This is a genomic window from Mesorhizobium sp. BR1-1-2, assembly GCF_020165435.1.
Lineage (GTDB): Bacteria > Pseudomonadota > Alphaproteobacteria > Rhizobiales > Rhizobiaceae > Mesorhizobium.
Window position 1 is genome coordinate 328,891 of sequence record NZ_JAIUID010000003.1, and the last position, 17,735, is coordinate 346,625.

The window sequence follows — 17,735 nt, forward strand, 5'->3', positions numbered from 1 at the left end:
GTCTTTTATCGTCGGCCGGCTGAAAGAGCAAGCCGCCTTTTAGCAGGTCGTGAGAGAGGTCTGAGGGTTCAGAACGGCTTGACGACGACCAGGATCACGATAGCGATCATCAGCAATGTGGGGATTTCGTTGACGATCCGCCAGTGCCTCGCAGGCTTTTCATTGCGGTCCTCGGCGAATTTTCGCACAGCGCCGGCCAGATAGCCGTGGATGCCCGACAGGACCAGCACCAGCGCGATCTTGCCGTGCAGCCAGCCACCCTGGAAACCGAAACCTTTCCAGGCCAGCCACAGGCCGAACACCCAGGTGACGATCATCGCCGGATTGATGATGCCGCGCAGCAGCCGGCGCTCCATCACCTTGAAGGTCTCCGACTGCACCGAACCCTTCTCGGCATCGGCGTGATAGACCAGCAGGCGCGGCAAATAGAGCATGCCCGCCATCCAGGAGATGACGGCAAGAACATGGATCGCCTTGGCCCAGAGATAGAAGCCGTCGGGCGCCGCCAGAAACAGCAGCGCTGTCAGGACAACCAAAGCGGCGATGCCGATCACCATGCGCATCATCGCCTGGCCCGTGCTGTTGGTGTTGCTCATCCCGGCCATTAGCGTGTCGCGCTCCTCACCAGTTTCACCATCGCCTCGACATGCGCCACCGGCGTTTCCGGCGTGATGCCGTGGCCGAGATTGAAGATCAGCGGGCCGCTGGCCAGGCTCTCCAGGATTGCGCTGACGCCGTCAGCCAGCGCCTTGCCGCCCGTCACCAGCCGCAGCGGATCGAGATTGCCCTGGACGGCCCCTTCCCGCTGCAACGCCTTGGCTGTCTCCAGCGGCACAGTCCAGTCGATCCCCAGCCCCGTGACGCCGGTCTTCTCGCGATAGCTCCGGTAGCGCGCGCCGGCGCCCTTGGGAAAACCGATGATCGGCACATCGGGATGGACCGCCCGGACCTGCCTGACGATCTCGGCCACCGGCTCGACGCAGAACAGCTCGAAACAGGCATCGTCGAGCACGCCTGACCAGGAATCGAATATCTGCACCGCATCGGCGCCGGCCTCGATCTGCCTGATGAGATAGGCGGCCGAATGATCGGCCAGCACCTTGAGCAACTGACGAAACGCCGCCGGCTCGCGATAGGCAAACAGCCGCGCCGGCGCCTGGTCCGGCGTACCGTGCCCGGCGATCATGTAGGTCGCCACTGTCCATGGCGCGCCGCAGAAGCCGATCAGGGTGGTTTCATCGGGCAGTTTCGCGCGCAACCGGCGGACCGTCTCGTAGACCGGTTCGAGATTCACGTGAAACACCATGCTGTCCAGGGCCGCGATTTCAGCCGCCGTGATCGGCGTCAGCAACGGCCCTCGCCCCTCTTCGAAGCGCACGTCGCGGCCGAGCGCATGCGGAACGACAAGGATGTCGGAGAACAGGATCGAGGCGTCGAAGCCGAAGCGCTCGATCGGCTGCATGGTCACCTCGAAGGCAAGGTCGGGATCATAGCAGAGGTCGAGGAACGAACCTGCGCGTCGGCGCGTCTCGCGGTATTCCGGCAGATAGCGCCCGGCCTGGCGCATCATCCAGAGCGGCGGCGGAAACACCGTCTCACCCTTCAGCACGTCCAGCATGATCCGTCTTGCAGGCATAGAGCGCTCGCCTCTCCCGGCTTTCCCTTAATCAAATATCTTATTTCTAGAGAATCTTCTGATTCTAAGAGTCTGTTGGTTGTGGTGGTTGTCACCTGTCCCGCTTTGGCCGTCAAAACACCAGCAAGCATATTGTCGCGCATTTCCAATCGCCCCTTGCAAGGGTTCTGGGGACGATCCGGAATCTTCCATTGGACTCAACACGCTAGAGCAGCGATCCTGCAGGCTCGTCCTGTGGACGGACAAAAGGCAAAAATGTTCGTCCACGGACTTGTCCCCAGCCGCCCGACGAAGCCTACAGCGCATCGAATTGTGGACAAACCGGCATCTGATACAGTCGCCCTGGCCGGCGGGTCTTCCGAACCCTGCTTTATCCACATCCGCCCACAGCCCTAGGTAAAACCCTGTGAACAAACCCCAGAGCTTCTTCCACCTGCACCTGATCTCCGACGCCACCGGCGAAACGCTGCTCGCGGCCGGCCGCGCAGCTTCGGCGCAGTACAAGGATGCGCGCGCCATCGAGCACATTTACCCGCTCATCCGCACCGAAAAACAGGTGGCCAAAGTGTTCGAGGACATCGAGGAGGAGCCGGGCATCATCCTCTATACCGTCGTCGACCAGAAGCTGGCGCGCGGCATCGACGAGCGCTCCGCCGCCATGGGCCTGCCCTGCGTCTCCGTGCTGGAGCCGGTGCTCACCGTCTTCCAGTCCTATCTGGGCACGCCGGCCGGCCGCCGCGTCGGCGCCCAGCATGTCCTCGATGCCGAATATTTCCGCCGCATCGACGCGCTCAACTTCACCATGGAGCACGATGACGGCCAGCTGCCGGCCAATATGGACGATGCCGATATCGTGCTGGTCGGCATTTCGCGCACGTCCAAGACGCCGACCAGCATCTATCTCGCCAACAGAGGCATCAAGACCGCCAACATTCCGATCGTGCTCGGCGTGCCGGTACCTGAAAGCCTGGTCAACGCCAGGACGCCGCTGATCGTCGGCCTTGTCGCCACCGCCGAACGCATCTCGCATGTCCGCCAGAACCGTATCCTCGGCAACTCGAGCGCCTATATGCCAGGCGACTATGTCGACCGCGCCGCCATCAATGAGGAACTCGCCTATGCCCGCCAGATCTGCACCCGCCACGGCTGGCCGATGATCGACGTCAGCCGCCGCTCGATCGAGGAAACGGCGGCGGCCATCGTTGCCCTGCGGGGAAAGACGCGGTAGGTGCAGATGAGTGAGTTTTTCCGAGTTTTTCTGGCGGAAATCGGCGCTGCCCCTCACCTGCCTGCCGGCATCCTCTCCCGTATAGTGACGGGAGAGGGGCGCTGTCATCGATGGTTTCGCCAATCGCCAGCGCGGCCGGAAAGAACGCTTGCGCCGAAGCTGCCCTTTCTCCCCGTCTCTTTACGGGGAGAAATGTCCCGCAGGACAATGAGGGCGGCGCCGACTCTACAGATCAAAGCGCCTCATACGCCAACCGCCCGTGTTTGCATCCGAGTGAAAAAATGACCGAAAAAATCATCCTCGCTTCCGGCAGCCCATTCCGCAAGGCGATGCTGCTCGCTTCCGGCATCGACGTCGAGGCGGTTGCGCCTGACGTCGACGAGCGCGCGCTCGAGGCGCCCCTGCAAGGCAGCGGCGCCTCGCCCGAGGATGTCGCGCTGGTGCTTGCCGAAGCCAAGGCCACCGAAGTAAGCGAGCGCAGGCCCGGCGCACTGGTGCTCGGTTGCGACCAGACGCTGTCGCTGGGCGACGAGGTGTTCCACAAGCCGGCCGACATGGAAGGGGCGCGCCGCCATCTGCTGGCGCTGTCGGGAAAGACCCATCAGCTCAACAGCGCCGCGGTCCTGATCCGCGATGGCGAGGTGCTGTGGCGCCATGTCGGCATCGCCAGCCTCACCATGCGCAAGCTCGATCCGGCCTTCATCGGCCGCCATCTGGCGCGCGTCGGCTCAAGGGCGCTGTCGAGCGTCGGCGCCTACCAGGTCGAAGGCGAAGGCATCCAGCTCTTCGAGAAGATCGAGGGCGACCATTTTACCATTGTCGGCCTGCCGCTACTGCCGCTGCTGGCCGAACTGCGCACGCTGGGAGCGATCGATGGCTGAGGCGACCAAAAAGGCCTTCGTCACCGGTCACCCGATCAAGCATTCTCGCTCACCGAAGATCCACGGCCACTGGCTGGCCAGATACGGCATCGACGGCAGCTACCAGGCGATCGACGTGGCGCCGCAGGATTTCGCCGAATTCCTGCGGACATTGCACGCGAGCGGTTATCTCGGCGGTAACGTTACCATCCCGCACAAGGAGGCGGCGTTCGCCCTGGTCGAGCGCCGTGATGAGGCGGCCCAGCAGATCGGCGCGGTCAACACGCTGTGGCTGGAAGATGGTCGGCTCTGGGGCGGCAACACCGACAGCCATGGCTTCGCCGCCAATCTCGACGATCATGCGCCGGGCTGGGCGTCCATTGGCCCGGCGGTGGTGCTCGGCGCCGGCGGGGCCTCGCGCGCCGTCATCCACGCGCTGAAAGAGCGCGGCATCCGCGATATCCGCATCGTCAATCGCACGCTTGCCCGGGCGATGGAATTGCGGGACCGGTTCGGCGCCGGTGTCTCGGCGCATGGCACGGAGGCGACCGGTGAACTGCTTGCCGATGCCGGCCTGTTCGTCAACACCACGGCGCTCGGCATGCAAGGCAATGAGGGGCTCGCCGCCGACCCGGCCCTTTTGCCGGACCACGCCATCGTCACCGACATCGTCTATGTGCCGCTCGAGACGCCGCTGCTTGCCGCGGCGCGGGCAAGAGGGCTGAAGACCGTCGACGGCCTCGGCATGCTGCTCAACCAGGCGGTGCCCGGTTTCGAGCGCTGGTTCGGCGTCAGGCCCAAGGTTACCCCCGAGTTGCGCGCGCTTGTCGTTGCCGATCTGGCGCCCAAATCATGATCGTGCTCGGGCTGACGGGGTCGATTGGCATGGGCAAGTCGACGACGGCGAAAATGTTTGCCGAGGCCGGCGTGCCGGTGCACGATTCCGACGAGACGGTGCATCGCCTCTATGCCGGCAAGGCAGCCCCCTTGGTCGAGGCCGCCTTTCCCGGGACCACCGACGCAAGAGGCGTCGACCGGGCAAAGCTCGGCGCCCGCGTGCTTGGCGATGCGGCCGCGCTGAAAAGGCTGGAAGCGATCATCCACCCGCTGGTGCGCGCCGATGCCGACGCGTTCCTGGCGCGCAACCGCGCCGCCGGCGCGCCGCTGGCCGTCCTCGACATTCCGCTTCTGTTCGAAACCGGCGGCCGCGACCGCGTCGATAAGGTCGTCGTCGTCACCGCGCCGGCCGAAGTCCAGCGTCAGCGCGTGCTGGCACGTCCCGGCATGAGCGAAGAGAAACTCGCCTCCATCCTGGCCAGCCAGGTGCCCGATGCGCAAAAGCGGCGCCAGGGCGATTTCGTCATCGATACCAGCCAGGGCCTGGACGCCGCGCGGGCCGCCGTCGCGGCCATCATCGCGAAACTGACCGGGGTGTCTGGTCACTGACGCTTCCCTTCTCCCACAAGGGAAGAAGGGAAAAACGGCATTGCCCATTGCCATTTTGTTCTGGTGTATGATTCTGCTCTCTGGAGCGACTGATTCGATGCGTGAGATCATTTTCGACACGGAAACCACCGGCCTCGACATGCGCGACGACCGCATCATCGAGCTTGGCGGCGTCGAGCTGGTCAACCGCTTTCCGACCGGCAGGACCTTCCACCACTACATCAACCCGCAGGGCCGCTCGATCCACGCCGAGGCGCAGGCCGTGCACGGCATCAGCATGGCGGACCTGCAAGGCAAGCCGTCCTTCGCCGAGATCGTCGAGGAGTGGATCGCTTTCACCGACGGCGCCAAGCTGGTCGCCCACAACGCCACTTTCGACATCGGCTTCCTCAACGTCGAGTTTGGCAGGCTCGGCCATCCGGCCGTCGACATCGGGCGCGTCGTCGACACGCTGGCGCTGGCGCGGCGCAGGCATCCGATGGGTCCCAATTCGCTCGACGCGCTCTGCCGGCGCTACGGCATCGACAATGCGCGGCGCACCAAGCACGGCGCCTTGCTGGATTCGGAGCTGCTGGCCGAAGTCTATATCGAGCTGATCGGCGGCAAGCAGACGGCTCTGATCCTCGATACCGTTGCCGTGCAGATGAACGGCGCGGGCGAAGTGGCCGACATCGACATCTCCGTCGGCACGCGGCCGATCGCCCTGCCCCCGCGCCTGAGCGAAGCCGAGCGCGCAGCCCATGCCGGCATGGTCGCCACGCTGGGCGAGAAGGCGCTGTGGCTGAAGGTGATGGCCGCAGAGTGAACGGACAGCTGCGCAGGTAGCGTTCCTTCGCGCCCCCTGCCCGGCAGGCCAGAGGGGGATGCTGTCCCGCCTGCCTGTCCAACAAAAACCCGGCGCGAGGCCGGATTCTTCAATGCTGCGGAAGAGCCGCCGTCAGCTCACCTGGACCTTCGACGCCGCCTGGTCCTCGGCCAGCTTCTGCTGGAACATCTGCGCGAAATCGATCGGGTCGAGCATCAGGGGCGGGAAGCCGCCATTGCGCGTCGCCTCGGCGATGATCTGCCGGGCGAACGGGAACAGCAGGCGCGGGCATTCGATGAACAGGATCGGCAGCATGTGTTCCTGCGGGAAACCACTGATGGCGAAAACGCCGCCATAGACCAGCTCGACGTTGAACAGCACTTCCTGGTCGAAGGACGCCTTGGCGTTCAGCGTCAGATTGACGTCGAACTGCTTGTCGGAGAGCGGATTGGCGTTGACGTTGACGTTGATGGCGATGCCGGGCGCCTTGTCGCGGCCGCGCAGCGAGTTCGGCGCGCCGGGGCTCTCGAAGGAAAGATCCTTCACATACTGGGCAAGGACGTTGAGCGAGGGCTGCGCCGTATTGCCGTTTCCGTTGGCGCCGACCGGCGCGTCATCTTTGCTGGCCATGAGCCTTGTGTCCTTTTGCCTGGGCAGCATTGCTGACCGAATTGAAATCGGGCGTTCGCTACCATGGCCGGCATGACAAGACAAGGTTTGCCGCCCTGCGAACCGAGGGGCTAGACCGTGTCGAGATTCAGGTCAGGCCGGCACCACCGGAATATCGATACAGTCTCAATCGTCCTTCAGCCGGCGCCATGGCGAGTTGTGGTCCGGTCCGCGCTTGAAATCGTCTTCGCGCGAATAATCGCCGTCGTCGAGGTCGATGACCCTGTCGCGCGGCCGGCCGCGGAAGCCGCCGGCCGAGAAATTCGTCGCCACCACGATGCGGCCCTTGAGCCTGCGCCAGGCAAGGTCGCGCACCGGCGGCAGGAACAAGAGAATGCCGAAAATGTCCGATATGAAGCCCGGGATGATCAGCAGGATCGCCGCGAGCACGATCATGGCGCCGTGCGCGAGTTCGCGGCTCGGATCGCGGCCGGCGCCCATCTCGGTGCTGATGCGGCTCATGACGCCAAAACCCTGATGCCTGAGCAGCAGCGCCCCGGCGATGCTCGAGGCGAGCACCAGGCCGACCGTCGCCAGCGCGCCGATCTGGCGCCCGACTATGACGAAGCCGGCGATCTCCAGCAGCGGAAGCGCCAGAAGAAAAACGGGAAATAACGAAATGCGCAAGTCTTGCCGATCCTTCCGATCGTTCTGGCGTTGGTCTGTTTTGCCGGCCGGCGGCCGCCCGCCGCTGGCGCCGAGGCTGTTAGATAGGTATGGCTGTCTTTGATTTGAATGATTGCGCCTTGCGTTCTATATGGTTTGCATGTTGAACGCTATGCGACCGCTGCCCTGTTGGCCGGGCGGTCCGGCCGAGGGCAGGATTGATTGGCGGAAGATATGGGTTTCTTCGACTTCGGCACGATTTTCTTTCTGATTGCGGCAGTTGTGATCTTTTTCCAGCTGCGCAATGTGCTGGGCCGTCGTACCGGCAGCGAACGGCCGCCTTTCGACCCCTATACCGCCGCCCGCACCGGCGACAAGGATGCGCAGAAACCCGAGAATGTCGTGTCGCTGCCGCGCAAGCGCCAGCCCGGCGAGCCGGCCGGCGAGGTCTATGCGGCCATCGACGCCTTCGCCAAGCCCGGCACCGACCTCAACAAGGGCCTGCGCACGATCAAGGACAACGATCCGTCGTTCGACCCGAAGGGTTTCGTCGACGGCGCCAAGATGGCTTACGAGATGATCGTCATGGCCTATGCCGACGGCGATCGCAAAACGCTGAAGAACCTTCTGTCGCGCGATGTCTATGACGGTTTCGTCGCCGCCATCGGCGAGCGCGAGGCGCGGTCGGAAAAGATCCAGTCTTCCTTCGTCGGCATCGACAAGGCCGATATCGTCTCGGCCGAGATGAAGGGCGGCGAGGCGCATGTCACGCTGCGCATCATCAGCGAGCTGATTTCGGCGACGCGCGACAAGGCCGGTACGGTCATCGACGGCGACCCCGAAACCGTCGCCGAGGTCAAGGATGTCTGGACCTTCGCCCGCGACACGCGTTCGCGGGATCCGAACTGGAAGCTCGTCGCCACCGAAGAAGAAGACTGAATCCCCGACCGCGGCGGACCTGTCGTGTCCTTCCATCAGGCATTCAGCGAAAGATCCTTCGGCGATCCGCCCGGCTGGGATGACGACGACCATCTGGCAGCTTTCGAAGCCTTTCGCCGCTCTGCCTTCCATGTCCTGGCCAAGCCCTATCGCAGCGGCGCGCTCGGCGTCGAATTTGACGCCTTTGCCGGTGCCTATACCGAGGCGCGCGCGGCCCCTCCTGCCAGCCGGTCGGAGGCGCGGAGCTTCTTCGAGCGTCATTTCGTCCCCATGCTGGTGCGCCCAGAGACCGGCGCCGGCCTCGTCACCGGATTCTATGAGCCGCAGGTCGAGGCCTCGCCGGTGCGCACGGAGCGTTTTGCCGTTCCGCTGCTGTCGCGTCCCGCCGATCTCGTCGACATCGACGACGCCAACCGGCCCGACGGAATGGACCCCTATCTCGCTTTCGCGCGCCGGACGCCGGACGGGCCGGCCGAATATTTCGACCGCGGCGCGATCGAGCGCGGCGCGCTCGCCGGCAAGGGCCTGGAAATCGCCTGGCTGGCCGACAAGGTCGACGCCTTCTTCATCCATGTGCAGGGCGCGGCGCGGCTTCTCATGACGGATGGCCGGCTGTGCCGCGTCACCTATGCGGCCAAGTCCGGCCAGCGCTTCACCGGGCCCGGCAAGGTGTTGAGCGAGCTCGGCGAGATCCCGCTGGAAAAAGTGACGATGCAGTCGATCCGCGCCTGGTTCAGGGCGCATCCCGACCGCGTCGACGAGGTCCTGTGGCAGAACCGCTCCTATATCTTCTTTCGCGAGGCTGATGTGGAGGACGCGGCGCTCGGGCCGATCGCCGCCGCCAAGGTGCCGCTGACGCCCGGCCGCTCGATCGCCGTCGACCGGCTGCTGCACACATTCGGCACGCCCTTCTACATCGATGCGCCATCGCTGACGGCTTTCGAGGCAAAACCGTTCCGCCGCCTGCTGATCGCGCAGGACACCGGTTCCGCCATCACCGGGCCGGCGCGCGGGGACCTCTTCGCCGGTTCGGGCGATGCCGCCGGCGAGATCGCCGGCGTGGTGCGCAATCCGGCCGATTTCTACGCGCTGGTGCCGCGCCCGCTCGTCTCGGGGTTGAAGCCATGACCCGCCGCACCGAGAGGCTGAGCGAGGACGACCGGGTGCTGTGGAACCTGGTGGCGCGCACAGCCAAGCCGCTGAAAGGCAAGGCCGCCGTGCCCGTCCCGGATTTCGACCTCGAGGCGAAGCCGGCGCCGACGCAACAGGCCCGGCCCCTTGCCGGTCCGGCCGGCGCGGCGAAGCCGAAGGCCCAGCATGTCTCCCATGCGCTCGACGAGCCGACGCTGGACAAATTGTCGAAAGGCCGGCTGCCCATCGAAGGCCGGGTCGACCTGCACGGCATGACGCAGGACGAAGCCTATTCGCTGCTGTTCTCCTTCCTGCACCGCGCCCATGCCGGCGGCATCCGTTACGTCCTGGTCATCACCGGCAAGGGCTCGTCGTCGGGCGGCGACGGCGTACTGCGCCGCGCGGTGCCGGCCTGGCTGTCGACGCCGGCGTTCCGGCCGCTGGTCTCCAGCCACGACTATGCCGCGCGCAACCATGGCGGCTCGGGCGCGCTCTATGTCAGGCTGCGGCGGGTCCGGTCGTGAGGGTGGGGTCGTGACCCCGTTCGGCGAGAGGCTGCGGGCGCTGAGGGCCGAGCGCGGCGTCACCCAGAAGGACATGGCCGCCGCCATCGGTGTCAGCGCGGCCTATCTGTCCGCGCTCGAGCATGGAAGGCGCGGCGCGCCGACCTGGACGTTGATCCAGAAGATCATCGGCTATTTCAACATCATCTGGGACGACGCCGAGGAACTGGCGCGACTGGCCGAAGCCTCACATCCGCGCGTCAGGCTCGACACGTCCGGCCTGAGCCCGGCCGCGACCGAGCTTGCCAACCTCCTGGCCGAGAACATCGAAAAGCTCGACGAGGAGGAACTGCGCCGCATCACCGCCTCGATCCGGGCGGCGCTGGGGCGGCGACGGTAGGTCGGGGTTGCCCGGCTCACGCGGCGGCTGAGCTCCCGATCGCGAAACGGTGCCCGCCAGCAGCAGCCGGCGGGCAGCCGTGACGAGATCAGTTCTTGCCGGCCGTGCTGCCGCCATTGCCGCCGCGGCCGTGATCACCATGGCCGCGGCCACCATTGCCGCCGCCCAGGCAGTCCGATGCGCCGGCGGCGCCGCAACAGCGGCCGCTCCACAGGTCGTTAAGATTGGTGTTGGCGCAGCTTGGAATGGTCTGATCGGCCAGAGCGGATCCGGCCATGCCCGACACCGCGACAGCGGCAAGAAGGGTGTTGCGCAGGAAAGCAGTCATTTGAAGTCTCCATGGTTGGTTTCGGTTCACGGCTGTGTGTCGCCGGCCGGGCCGAAATGGTTCACGGAGGGTGTGGGAATTTTTTGGGGAGTGAGCGAGGCGCGTGACTGCAACGTCGGCGCCGCCCCTCATCCGCCTGCCGGCACCTCTCCCCGTATCGTGACGGGGAGAAGGGAGACAGCCGCGCCCGCAGCGTACTTCTTGCTACGTCGGCAATTGGCGAAGTCATCGATGACAGCGTCTTTCTCCTCGTCACGATACGGGGAGAAATGCCCTGCAGGGGAATGAAGGGCGGAGCCGACATCCGGCGGTTGGCCGCGCCGCCCGCCGCAGTCCTACTCTACGGACCCCACCAGCACCTGCTGGCCGCCGCGGATCGAGACCCAGCGGCCGGTGTTGTCGATCGCCTGGCGCTTGAGGAAGCGGTAGCCGGTCTCATCCCAGGCCTTGACCTTGTCGGTCAGATTGTCGAGCACATAGTCGCCCTTGTCGGTGCGAACCGTCAGCACCGAGTGCCCTTCGCCGTCGGGTTTGCGCACCACGGTGATGAGAAGATCGGCAAGCGATATGCCCATGCGGGACAGCAGGCGCCGCTTTTCCAGCACGTAGTCCTCGCAGTCGCCGACGCCCTTGGCGGGATAGGCCCAGACCTCGTCCTTGCCGTAGATGTCCATGTCGCTCATCGGCTTGACGGCGGCATTCACCCTGGCGGTGACCTTGGCCAGCTTGCGCCACAACCTGTCCGTCATCGCCGCCGGCGCAAGATTGCCGGGATGGATCGCGCATTCGCGGGCATTGAGCCTGCAGAAATCATAATGGCCGATCGGTTGCGACGCGACGCCGCCGGTCGTCATCGCTCCAGCCGCCAGGGCCGGCGCCACCCAGCCTCCCATCATTGTCGCCAGTCCGGCTACTGCGCACGCACGAAGCGTTCGCGCCATTGGTGAGGAATTCATTGTCCCCGCTCGCCCTTGTTATTAATGAAAGGTTAAGGGCGATCTACAGTCCGTGTCAATTACCACGATTGGGTGATTTGCGACATGGTTACTCGCGAGACGCATGGCAGCGGCGCCGTGCGACAGGCCTGCCCGGCCTGTCCCGCGCTATCGGGCCGGCAATGCCGGCTGCCTATCTTTTGGCGGTGCGGACCAGCTTCGGTTTCACGGCGACCCGGTTCTGGCGGCCATAGCTGGTGATGAAGTCGACGATGCGCGGCACGATCTCGGAGCGGAAGCGCGAGCCGTTGAAGACGCCGTAATGCCCGACCGCGGGCTGCATGTAATGCGCCTTCCTGTCGGCGGGAATGTTGACGCACAGATCGTGCGCCGCCCGCGTCTGGCCGAGGCCGGAAATGTCGTCGTTCTCGCCCTCCACCGTGAACAGCGCGACATTGCGGATGGCCGAGGGATCGATCGGCGTGCCGCGATGCGTCATCTCGCCCTTGGGCAAGGCATGCCGGACAAACACCGTGTCGACCGTCTGCAGGTAGAACTCCGCCGTCAGGTCCATCACCGCCAGATACTCGTCGTAGAAGTCGCGGTGCTTCTCGGCGCTGTCGCCGTCATGCTTCACAAGGTGCATGAAGAAGTCCTTGTGGGCGATGATGTGGCGGTCGAGGTTCATGCTCATGAAGCCCGAAAGCTGCAGGAAGCCTGGATAGACTTCGCGGCCGAAGCCCGGCACCGGCCAGGGCGCGCGCATCACGACATTGTCGCGGAACCAGTCTATGCCCTTCTCCTCGGCCAGAAGGTTGACCGCGGTCGGGTTGCGGCGCGTGTCGATCGGCCCGCCCATCAGGGTCATCGTCGCGGGAACGAAGGGGTCGCCGCGCGTTTCCATCAGCGCCACGGCCGCCAGCACCGGCACGGAAGGCTGGCAAACAGCCATCACATGCGTGTCGGGGCCCAGCACATGCAGCATGTCGACGACATAGTCGATATAGTCGTCGAGATCGAATTGGCCGTCGGCCGTCGGCACCATGCGGGCGTCGATCCAGTCGGTGATGTGCACGTCGGCATGGGGCAGCATGGCTTCGACCGTGCCGCGCAGCAGCGTCGCATAGTGGCCCGACATCGGCGCCACGATCAGAAGCTTCGGATCGCGCCGCCGCCCGGCGGGCACGGCGCGCTCGAAACGCACCAGGTTGCAGAACGGCCGCGACCAGACGGTCTTCTCCGTCACTGCCACGCTCTTCCAGTCGACCACCGTCTTGTCGAGGCCGAATTGCGGCTTGCCGTAGCGGCGCGTGGTGCGCTCGAACAACTCGGCGCCCGCCGCGATCGAGCGGCCCCAGGACGTGTGCGACAACGGATTGAGCGGGTTGGAATAGAACAGCCGCACCGCATCGGCATAGAGACGGGCCGGCTGCAGGGCGGCGTGGTTCATTTCATAGAGCTGGTAGAACATCCGTTTACCCCGCTGCGGCCTGCGACCGAAGGGGCGGCGAGCAGCGCCTGGCCCTAACTGTCTCGCGGGGAAGTTAACAACTAATTGCTGCGATGCAATACGTCACGTGGCGTGATCTATACGCATTCTTGGTCCAAAGCTTTGGAAATCAGCCTTGGACGGTACAAGCCGGCTCATTGTGCAGGTGCGAAGGCGGCACGACGGCCCGGCCGCCAGGCCGGGCAACGTGGTCAGACGCGCGCCATGCAGACCGCGGTGTGGCCGGAACCGATGAAGCCGAGCTGGCCGGCGGCACCCTTCGACAGGTCGAGCACGCGTCCCCTGATGAACGGGCCGCGATCGTTGATGCGCACCACGACGCTGCGGCCATTGTGCTGGTTGGTGACCCGCAGCTTGGTGCCGAAAGGCAGCGTGCGGTGGGCGGCGGTCAAGGCCGAAGGGTTCATCCGTTCACCCGACGCGGTCCTGGAGTGAAGGGCGTACCAGGAAGCGCGGCCGCATTGGCCGGCGGCGGAGGCGGCTGGAGTGGCGGAGGCGCCGACCATCAGGCCAGCAGCGATCGTCACCGCGGCAAGCGCGGTCCGGTTGTTGTTATTCATATCTGGGGGAAGGCTCCGTTTTTGACAGACCCCAGCCGTTACGGAGACAATAAGGCACGAAATGCGGCAATCATCTGGCAGTTCCGTGGCATCGGCACACGTTTAGAGTCGCCCGGTAACAGTCTGTCAGTGATTTTCCGCTGATCCGCGATCAAGTCACGATGATGTTCCAGTCCACAGCCATGTCTTGTTTGACAAGATCGAGCGGCAACATCCAAGTAGAAGATGCTGCCCTTGACCCGATTCCTTTGCCTCTTTCATCGCGACGGCGGCGATGCAACCGATCAACTTCGGAAGGAGAATCCGGCAACGAGACTGACCAAAAATTTGCTGGCGTTGATCGTGGTGGCCGTCGGCGCGCTGTGGTCGCTGCAAGGCATCGGCGTGATCGGCGGCAGCTTCATGACCGGCCAGTCGCAATGGCTCACCATCGGCATCGTCGTCATGCTGGTTGGTCTCACCGGGCTGGTGTGGGCGAACCCTTCGCGCGGTTGAGCCGCTCTCACTGCGACCAGTACTGCCAGGCCCAGTAGAAGCTCTCATCTCGCGGCGGCAGGTGGTCACGCCCGGCCGGGAGTTGGACGGGCGCCGGCGAGCGCGGACCGTCCTCCCTTGTCGTGTTGTCCTCCTCTATAGCCTTGTCATCGGATGTCAGGCCCAGCAGCCAGGTGCCGAAATGGGCGAACAGCATGGCGGTGGAATGGGTCATCGTCATCTCCGTTTCCGATCATTCGCGTCCCGCCCACGGCACAAGCGCGCGCTCGGTCCTGCGGATGGCGAATTCGAGCACGAAGGCGATGGCCGCGATCACCAAAATGCCCATGACCACCACGTCGGTGACCAGGAACTGCGCCGCCGACTGGATCATGAAGCCAAGCCCGCGCGTCGCCGCCACCAGTTCGGCGGCGACCAGCGTCGACCACCCGGCACCGAGCGCGATGCGCAGTCCGGTCAGGATCGACGGCAGCGCGCTGGGCAGGATCACGTGGCGGACCACCTGGCGCCTCGTCGCGCCAAGCGAACGCGCGGCGTTGATACGCTCCTGCGAGACGCCGCGGACGCCGGACGCGGTCGACAAGGCCACCGGCGCCAGCATGGCGATGGCTATCACCAGGACCTTCGATGGCTCGCCGATGCCGAACCAGATGATGACCAGCGGCAGATAGGCGAGCGGCGGGATCGGCCGCAGGAATTCCAGCAGCGGATCGAAAATGCCGCGGCCGACGGTGCTGATGCCGATGGCGAGGCCAACCGGCACACCGACGAGGAGCGCCGCGATGAGCGCCGCGAACACCCGCCCCAGGCTGGCGGCGATATGCTGGATGAGCGTTGCGTCGACAAAGCCGTCGCGGGCGACGACGACGAATTTGTTCCACACCGCTAAAGGCGAGGGCAGGAACACCGGCGAAACCAGCTGCAGGCGGGCCGACAGCGTCCAAAGCGCCAGCACCAGAAGAATGGTGGCCGCGCTGACCATGCGCGCCGAAACGCCCTTGCGCTTCGGGATCGGGCGCGACCACGGCACCGACAGGCCGTCGGCCTCTTCGATCCTGGAACTGGAGCGTTCGGTGTAGGATGAAACGGTCATGCCGCCTCTCCCTCGAAGATGGCGTCGGTCAGTTCGCCGCGCGCCGCGGCGAAGCCAGGATCGGCCTTGATGGCGCGGATGGCCTCGCCCGATGCGTAGCGCCTGGAGAAGCCCGGCTCCAAGGTCCGCACCACCCGGCCCGGGCCGGGCGCCAGGACGACGATGCGGGTGGCGAGCACCAGCGCCTCGTCAGTGCCGTGCGTGACCATCAGCACGCCGACCTTGCTTGCCGTCCACAGGTCGAGCAGCGTCGTCTGCATACGCTCGCGCGTCAGCGCGTCGAGCGCGCCGAGCGGCTCGTCGAGCAGCAGGAATTGCGGCTCGGCAGCCAGCGCCCGGGCAAGGCCGACGCGCTGGCGCATGCCGCCGGACAGCTCCCAGATGCGCTTGTCGCCGGCATCGGTGAGCTTGACCAGGCCGAGCAATTCGTCGGCGCGGCGTGCCCGCTCGGATGGCCCGACACCGCGTAGCCTGAGCGCGAAGGCGACGTTCTCGCGCGCGGTCAGCCAAGGAAACAGCGCGTCGTTCTGGAACACCACCGCCCGGTCCGAACCGGGTGCTGCGATCGGCCGGCCGTTGATCGTGGCCGTGCCGCGTGCCGGCGTGACAAAGCCGGCGGCGACATTGAGCAGCGAGGTCTTGCCGCAGCCGGAACGGCCGACAAGGATGACGAAATCATTCTTGGCGATATCGATCGACACCCGCTCGACGGCCGGTGCGGGCTGACCGTCATAGTGGACCGAGATTCTGTCGAGCACGAGATGCGACATGAGCCCTCGCAGGGAGTTCGTTGAAGTCCACCTGCCCGAAGCCGCGCCTCGTCAGCGGCTCCGGGACAGACGACACGCGGCGTCAAGAAAGACGTGCGCGTCTCATCGGGCGCCACCTGCCTGTCATGGCATGGGGCGCTCCAACAGTCGGATCAGTTCGAGGCCAGCGCCTCGGTGACGTATTTCGATGTCACATATTTCGAATAGTCCGGCAGCACGGCGTCGACCTTGCCCTGCTCCTTGAGGAACGCGGATGCCGCCGCGATCGCCTTGACCGTGCCGCCGCCGAGGAACTTGTCGGAGGCCTGTTCTTCGAGTGTCGGGAAGACATAGCCCTTGAGCAGTTCAGGCACTTCCTCGACCTTGGCGCCGGTCAGCTTGGCGATCTCAGCCGCCTGCGGCGACGCTGCCGACCAGGCATCGGGCTCGGCCAGGTACTCGGCATAGGCTGCACCCGTCATCTTGACGAAGTCGCGCACCGCTTCCGGGTTCTTTTCGGCAAAGTCGGTGCGCACGATCCAGGCGTCGAAGGTCGGCGCGCCCCAGGCGGCGACCTCAGAGGAATCCAGCACCACCTTGCCTGATGTCTTGACCTGGCCGAGCGCCGGATCCCAGACATAGGCCGCATCGATGTCGCCGCGTGCGAAGGCGGCGGCGATTTCCGGCGGCCTGAGATTGAGGATTTCGACCGACTTCGGGTCGACACTCTCATGCTTGAGCGCGGCAAGCAGGCTGTAATGCGTGGTCGAGACGAAGGGCACGGCCACCTTCTTGCCGGCGAGGTCGGCGACCTTCTCGATGCCGGCGCCGTTGCGTGCGACCAGGGCTTCGGATGGCCCGATCAGGCCGACGACGAAGATCGTCTGGACCGGCAACTCGCGGCTCGCCGCCGCCGCCAACGGGCTCGAACCGACATAGCCGATGTCGACCGAGCCGGATGCGACCGCGGCGATGACATCGGCGCCGGAATCGAATTTCCGCCAGTCAATGGCGGCCTTGGTAGCCTTTTCATAGGCACCATCGGCCTGCGGCACCTTGGAGGGTTCGACCACCGTCTGGTAGCCGATGGTGATCTTGAGATCGTCGGCAAAAGCCGGGCCCAGGAAGGCGGCGCCGGCAAGCGCCGCCGACAGGAGAAGGATGCGTCGCGAAATGGTGGTGGACATCAAGGGCTCCATGAAACAGGGGAAAACCGGATTGCTTCATGATAGTCCGCTAATTCTATCATTATTGTAGAGTTAAATTCTTCCAGTTGCGGCGGATTTGTTGGAAAAAAATCGTCGGTGACGGGGTGCCCGGACGGATTTGGCGGCCGCAACCGCCTTCATCGCCTTCGATGCCAATTCGCCGCATGAACAGGATGGTGCTCGGCAAAACCGCCAGGCCTCGTCATCCTCGGATCTGCGCCGCGTCGCTACGGTCCTTGTCGGCCTTGACGAGATCCGGAAAATCCGACGACACTGGGGGCAAGCGCCGGCACACTCATCCGCGAACAACGGTTCGCATTTCTGGCATGATATCGAGAAAATCATGCCTCAAATGACCAGGAAATTAAAAACATGTTCCGCCTATTCGGATTTAAGTATAGTAAGCTTATGGACATAGAGACTTGGAGGCGGCGATGAGAGGTCATACCCATCCGTATCGCGGCGATCACCTGTGGCACCAGTCTCAGGCCGTCGCGCCACGTTTTGTGTCCCCGGAGTCACAAGGCGGGTCCAAAATGACCGCAGCGGCTTGAAAACCAAGCAAGATCAATCGCGATTGGCTTGTATATCATGTCACTAGAATTTATGTGTCATGGGTGCTTGAGCGCGGCGG

Annotated in this window: 22 protein-coding genes; 10 read left to right on the forward strand and 12 right to left on the reverse strand. The window is 64.8% G+C overall.

Going from position 1 to position 17,735, the window contains the following annotated elements:
• Nucleotides 1-68 precede the first annotated feature (68 nt).
• Nucleotides 69-605, reverse strand: coding sequence for a protoporphyrinogen oxidase HemJ (hemJ, locus tag LB551_RS08085; protein ID WP_140491911.1), 537 nt, complete (start codon nucleotides 603-605; stop codon nucleotides 69-71).
• Nucleotides 605-1,636, reverse strand: a complete 1,032-nt coding sequence (hemE, locus tag LB551_RS08090) for a uroporphyrinogen decarboxylase (RefSeq protein WP_224658809.1) — start codon at nucleotides 1,634-1,636, stop codon at nucleotides 605-607. Before hemE ends, hemJ begins: the two co-directional genes overlap by 1 nt.
• Before the next feature lie 406 nt (nucleotides 1,637-2,042).
• On the opposite strand from hemE, the gene LB551_RS08095 reads away from it, so the two are divergent.
• The 5 genes from LB551_RS08095 to dnaQ all read left to right on the forward strand — a co-directional run bounded on the left by LB551_RS08095 (nucleotide 2,043) and on the right by dnaQ (nucleotide 5,975).
• Nucleotides 2,043-2,864 (forward strand): pyruvate, water dikinase regulatory protein, encoded by an 822-nt coding sequence (locus LB551_RS08095; protein ID WP_140550538.1) that lies wholly within the window; start codon nucleotides 2,043-2,045, stop codon nucleotides 2,862-2,864.
• A 281-nt stretch (nucleotides 2,865-3,145) separates the two neighbouring features.
• Nucleotides 3,146-3,745 (forward strand): Maf-like protein, encoded by a 600-nt coding sequence (locus tag LB551_RS08100; RefSeq protein WP_224658811.1) that lies wholly within the window; start codon nucleotides 3,146-3,148, stop codon nucleotides 3,743-3,745.
• Nucleotides 3,738-4,580 (forward strand): shikimate dehydrogenase, encoded by an 843-nt coding sequence (locus LB551_RS08105; RefSeq protein WP_224658813.1) that lies wholly within the window; start codon nucleotides 3,738-3,740, stop codon nucleotides 4,578-4,580. The genes LB551_RS08100 and LB551_RS08105 overlap by 8 nt, the downstream gene beginning before the upstream one ends.
• Nucleotides 4,577-5,170, forward strand: a complete 594-nt coding sequence (gene coaE / locus LB551_RS08110; RefSeq protein ID WP_224658814.1) for a dephospho-CoA kinase — start codon at nucleotides 4,577-4,579, stop codon at nucleotides 5,168-5,170. The genes LB551_RS08105 and coaE overlap by 4 nt, the downstream gene beginning before the upstream one ends.
• Nucleotides 5,171-5,267: 97 nt before the next feature.
• The gene (dnaQ, locus tag LB551_RS08115; RefSeq protein WP_224658815.1) at nucleotides 5,268-5,975 is read left to right on the forward strand and encodes a DNA polymerase III subunit epsilon; all 708 of its coding nucleotides are present in this window, start codon (nucleotides 5,268-5,270) and stop codon (nucleotides 5,973-5,975) included.
• A gap of 132 nt (nucleotides 5,976-6,107) precedes the next feature.
• On the opposite strand, the gene secB is transcribed toward dnaQ, so the two are convergent.
• Nucleotides 6,108-6,605, reverse strand: coding sequence for a protein-export chaperone SecB (gene secB / locus LB551_RS08120; protein WP_140491875.1), 498 nt, complete (start codon nucleotides 6,603-6,605; stop codon nucleotides 6,108-6,110).
• A gap of 165 nt (nucleotides 6,606-6,770) precedes the next feature.
• Entirely contained in the window at nucleotides 6,771-7,271 is a 501-nt protein-coding gene (locus LB551_RS08125) for an FxsA family protein (protein WP_224658816.1), read from the reverse strand.
• 213 nt (nucleotides 7,272-7,484) lie between these two features.
• On the opposite strand from LB551_RS08125, the gene LB551_RS08130 reads away from it, so the two are divergent.
• The 4 genes from LB551_RS08130 to LB551_RS08145 are packed head-to-tail and all read left to right on the forward strand — an operon-like array spanning nucleotide 7,485 to nucleotide 10,223.
• Complete coding sequence (locus LB551_RS08130) at nucleotides 7,485-8,189, forward strand: Tim44/TimA family putative adaptor protein (protein WP_224625369.1); 705 nt, start codon at nucleotides 7,485-7,487, stop codon at nucleotides 8,187-8,189.
• A gap of 24 nt (nucleotides 8,190-8,213) precedes the next feature.
• Nucleotides 8,214-9,317: a murein transglycosylase A gene (locus LB551_RS08135; protein ID WP_224658817.1), complete on the forward strand. Its 1,104-nt coding sequence runs from the start codon at nucleotides 8,214-8,216 to the stop codon at nucleotides 9,315-9,317.
• On the forward strand, nucleotides 9,314-9,844 hold the full coding sequence (locus tag LB551_RS08140; protein ID WP_224658818.1) for a Smr/MutS family protein: 531 nt from the start codon (nucleotides 9,314-9,316) through the stop codon (nucleotides 9,842-9,844). The genes LB551_RS08135 and LB551_RS08140 overlap by 4 nt, the downstream gene beginning before the upstream one ends.
• Before the next feature lie 10 nt (nucleotides 9,845-9,854).
• Entirely contained in the window at nucleotides 9,855-10,223 is a 369-nt protein-coding gene (locus LB551_RS08145) for a helix-turn-helix domain-containing protein (RefSeq protein ID WP_224658819.1), read from the forward strand.
• Between the two features lie 88 nt (nucleotides 10,224-10,311).
• Here LB551_RS08145 and LB551_RS08150 read toward each other — a convergent pair whose 3' ends face one another.
• The 4 genes from LB551_RS08150 to LB551_RS08165 all read right to left on the reverse strand — a co-directional run bounded on the left by LB551_RS08150 (nucleotide 10,312) and on the right by LB551_RS08165 (nucleotide 13,556).
• Nucleotides 10,312-10,551, reverse strand: a complete 240-nt coding sequence (locus LB551_RS08150; protein ID WP_140524470.1) for a hypothetical protein — start codon at nucleotides 10,549-10,551, stop codon at nucleotides 10,312-10,314.
• Nucleotides 10,552-10,886: 335 nt separating this feature from the next.
• On the reverse strand, nucleotides 10,887-11,507 hold the full coding sequence (locus LB551_RS08155) for a transglutaminase-like cysteine peptidase (protein WP_224658820.1): 621 nt from the start codon (nucleotides 11,505-11,507) through the stop codon (nucleotides 10,887-10,889).
• A gap of 172 nt (nucleotides 11,508-11,679) precedes the next feature.
• Nucleotides 11,680-12,957 carry a polyhydroxyalkanoate depolymerase gene (locus LB551_RS08160; protein ID WP_224625365.1) on the reverse strand — a complete coding sequence of 426 codons (1,278 nt, stop codon included), beginning with the start codon at nucleotides 12,955-12,957 and terminating at the stop codon, nucleotides 11,680-11,682.
• Between the two features lie 230 nt (nucleotides 12,958-13,187).
• On the reverse strand, nucleotides 13,188-13,556 hold the full coding sequence (locus LB551_RS08165; RefSeq protein WP_224625364.1) for a septal ring lytic transglycosylase RlpA family protein: 369 nt from the start codon (nucleotides 13,554-13,556) through the stop codon (nucleotides 13,188-13,190).
• 234 nt (nucleotides 13,557-13,790) lie between these two features.
• On the opposite strand from LB551_RS08165, the gene LB551_RS08170 reads away from it, so the two are divergent.
• A complete protein-coding gene (locus tag LB551_RS08170) occupies nucleotides 13,791-14,051 on the forward strand; it encodes a hypothetical protein (RefSeq protein WP_411910489.1) in 261 nt (86 codons plus the stop codon).
• A 7-nt stretch (nucleotides 14,052-14,058) separates the two neighbouring features.
• Here the strand turns inward: LB551_RS08170 and LB551_RS08175 are convergent, their stop codons facing one another.
• The 4 genes from LB551_RS08175 to tauA form a co-directional block, all read right to left on the reverse strand.
• A complete protein-coding gene (locus LB551_RS08175; protein ID WP_224625363.1) occupies nucleotides 14,059-14,265 on the reverse strand; it encodes a hypothetical protein in 207 nt (68 codons plus the stop codon).
• A gap of 18 nt (nucleotides 14,266-14,283) precedes the next feature.
• Nucleotides 14,284-15,144, reverse strand: coding sequence for an ABC transporter permease subunit (locus LB551_RS08180; protein ID WP_224658821.1), 861 nt, complete (start codon nucleotides 15,142-15,144; stop codon nucleotides 14,284-14,286).
• Nucleotides 15,141-15,914 carry a taurine ABC transporter ATP-binding protein gene (locus LB551_RS08185; protein ID WP_224625361.1) on the reverse strand — a complete coding sequence of 258 codons (774 nt, stop codon included), beginning with the start codon at nucleotides 15,912-15,914 and terminating at the stop codon, nucleotides 15,141-15,143. The genes LB551_RS08180 and LB551_RS08185 overlap by 4 nt, the downstream gene beginning before the upstream one ends.
• Nucleotides 15,915-16,066: 152 nt before the next feature.
• Nucleotides 16,067-17,080, reverse strand: coding sequence for a taurine ABC transporter substrate-binding protein (gene tauA / locus LB551_RS08190; RefSeq protein ID WP_224625360.1), 1,014 nt, complete (start codon nucleotides 17,078-17,080; stop codon nucleotides 16,067-16,069).
• Nucleotides 17,081-17,735: the final 655 nt, after the last annotated feature.

What these genes read in the sequence shown, in the direction of transcription:
- LB551_RS08100 (WP_224658811.1), top strand. Translation starts at nt 3,146, where the DNA reads ATGACCGAAAAAATCATCCTCGCTTCCGGCAGCCCATTCCGCAAGGCG.
- LB551_RS08155 (WP_224658820.1), bottom strand. Translation starts at nt 11,507, where the DNA reads ATGAATTCCTCACCAATGGCGCGAACGCTTCGTGCGTGCGCAGTAGCC.
- secB (WP_140491875.1), bottom strand. Translation starts at nt 6,605, where the DNA reads ATGGCCAGCAAAGATGACGCGCCGGTCGGCGCCAACGGAAACGGCAAT.
- LB551_RS08130 (WP_224625369.1), top strand. Translation starts at nt 7,485, where the DNA reads ATGGGTTTCTTCGACTTCGGCACGATTTTCTTTCTGATTGCGGCAGTT.
- LB551_RS08150 (WP_140524470.1), bottom strand. Translation starts at nt 10,551, where the DNA reads ATGACTGCTTTCCTGCGCAACACCCTTCTTGCCGCTGTCGCGGTGTCG.
- LB551_RS08180 (WP_224658821.1), bottom strand. Translation starts at nt 15,144, where the DNA reads ATGACCGTTTCATCCTACACCGAACGCTCCAGTTCCAGGATCGAAGAG.
- coaE (WP_224658814.1), top strand. Translation starts at nt 4,577, where the DNA reads ATGATCGTGCTCGGGCTGACGGGGTCGATTGGCATGGGCAAGTCGACG.
- tauA (WP_224625360.1), bottom strand. Translation starts at nt 17,080, where the DNA reads ATGTCCACCACCATTTCGCGACGCATCCTTCTCCTGTCGGCGGCGCTT.
- LB551_RS08165 (WP_224625364.1), bottom strand. Translation starts at nt 13,556, where the DNA reads ATGAATAACAACAACCGGACCGCGCTTGCCGCGGTGACGATCGCTGCT.
- LB551_RS08175 (WP_224625363.1), bottom strand. Translation starts at nt 14,265, where the DNA reads ATGACCCATTCCACCGCCATGCTGTTCGCCCATTTCGGCACCTGGCTG.
- hemE (WP_224658809.1), bottom strand. Translation starts at nt 1,636, where the DNA reads ATGCCTGCAAGACGGATCATGCTGGACGTGCTGAAGGGTGAGACGGTG.
- dnaQ (WP_224658815.1), top strand. Translation starts at nt 5,268, where the DNA reads ATGCGTGAGATCATTTTCGACACGGAAACCACCGGCCTCGACATGCGC.
- LB551_RS08140 (WP_224658818.1), top strand. Translation starts at nt 9,314, where the DNA reads ATGACCCGCCGCACCGAGAGGCTGAGCGAGGACGACCGGGTGCTGTGG.
- hemJ (WP_140491911.1), bottom strand. Translation starts at nt 605, where the DNA reads ATGGCCGGGATGAGCAACACCAACAGCACGGGCCAGGCGATGATGCGC.
- LB551_RS08160 (WP_224625365.1), bottom strand. Translation starts at nt 12,957, where the DNA reads ATGTTCTACCAGCTCTATGAAATGAACCACGCCGCCCTGCAGCCGGCC.
- LB551_RS08105 (WP_224658813.1), top strand. Translation starts at nt 3,738, where the DNA reads ATGGCTGAGGCGACCAAAAAGGCCTTCGTCACCGGTCACCCGATCAAG.
- LB551_RS08185 (WP_224625361.1), bottom strand. Translation starts at nt 15,914, where the DNA reads ATGTCGCATCTCGTGCTCGACAGAATCTCGGTCCACTATGACGGTCAG.